Raw genomic sequence first — 1440 nt, forward strand, 5'->3', positions numbered from 1 at the left:
CTAGCACTACTTTGGCATTTTCTGTGATGAGGGTGGACTGAGCGTCCTGCCGCAGTGAGGACACTGCCGGCATGGTGGTTGGAGGATGCGATCAAGAATGGCCTGACGGATCGCTGGCAGACTGGGCTGAGGCGGTGGACCCGTGATGGTTTTTTTTCCGCCCTGCTGCCTTGAGGCGACAGGATTGGAGAAAGGCATAGGCCATCATGCCGAGCAGAGCATGCCGATGCAGCCCGATCCACGATCGCCCCTCGAAGTGATCGAGGCCGAGTTCCTCCTTGAGTTGCTGATGGGCCTGCTCGCAGACCCATCGTGCCTTGATCGCCCGGGCGAGGTCCTTGAGCGGCGTATCGGCCGGTAGATTGGACAGATAATATTTCCGTTCGCCGGTGCTTCGCCGCTCTCCGACCAGCCACGCTTCCTCGCCCGGCATGTGCTGTGCCCCAAGCCTGCCGATACGCTGGGGCGGTCCGTCCGCAATGCGGATCCGCACTGCGGCGAATCTGGCGGCCAGGCCGGTCTTGGTACCACGTCGCCAGCTCATCCGTCGCCATGTGGCGGTCTCCAGCGCCGCCTCGGCCTTGACCGAGGGCTGATCGGGCACATGACGGATGCGTGGCCGACCGCGCGTACTCTCGGGGAATATTAGTTGGATATCGTGCGGGTAGACTTTCTGGTGACGCGGAATGCCGACGGCCCAATACAGCCCCCGCGCGCTCAAAGCCTGGCGGAACGATGCCGACAGGCCATAGCCGGCATCGGCCAGCACGCAGCCGAACCGTATACCTGCCGCTCTCAGCCGGTCGATTTCCGCGATCGCAATCTCGGGCTTGCTCCTGGCGGTCTGATATTCTTCGGGTATGCGCGCCCGGGTCATACGCGTCGGGTCAGCGATCCAGCTGTCCGGCAGGAACAGCCGCAGGCCTACCATGACCGGTACCTCGTGCGCCGCCAGGGTCAGGGAGACCATGGTCTGGCAATTGGCATTCTTGCCAAGGGATGAAGCATATTGCGGAGCAACGCCGACCGAATGCGCGCCCTTTTTGGGCAAGGCGGTGTCGTCGACGATCAGCCACGATCGTGGGCCACCCACCAGGCGATCGGCGTGGTCCCACAGGGCCGCCTCGAGCGGCGCGCTATCCCACACGCCGGCACTGACGAAGTGATGCAGCCGATCATACGGAACCTCGCCCGTCCGGGCCGCGATCGGCTGGATGCTCTTGCGATCGCCCGGACCGATCAGCCCAGCAATATAGGCCGGGCACATGCTGCGCTGCGCCTTATGGCCAAACCCCGCCATAAACGGCTCAAGCCATGCGTCCAGATCCGCTCGCCAATCCCCGTCCATCGCCAGCCCTCATCATAGCCGGTCTCCTATGAATCAGCGATCGGGCGTCAAGGGAATCCCTTCCCAATGTTTTATGCCAAAGTAGTGCTAGG

Annotated in this window: 1 protein-coding gene; it reads right to left on the reverse strand. The window is 63.1% G+C overall.

Going from position 1 to position 1440, the window contains the following annotated elements:
- Positions 1-91: 91 nt before the first annotated feature.
- Positions 92-1348 (reverse strand): IS701 family transposase, encoded by a 1257-nt coding sequence (locus EDC31_RS17555; protein WP_042062697.1) that lies wholly within the window; start codon positions 1346-1348, stop codon positions 92-94.
- Between the last annotated feature and the right edge of the window lie 92 nt (positions 1349-1440).

The organism is Acidomonas methanolica (assembly GCF_004346035.1).
GTDB classification, from domain to species: Bacteria; Pseudomonadota; Alphaproteobacteria; order Acetobacterales; family Acetobacteraceae; genus Acidomonas; species Acidomonas methanolica.

Excerpts from the sequence above, each read along its gene's own strand:
- EDC31_RS17555 (WP_042062697.1), bottom strand. The coding sequence starts at position 1,348 with ATGGACGGGGATTGGCGAGCGGATCTGGACGCATGGCTTGAGCCGTTT.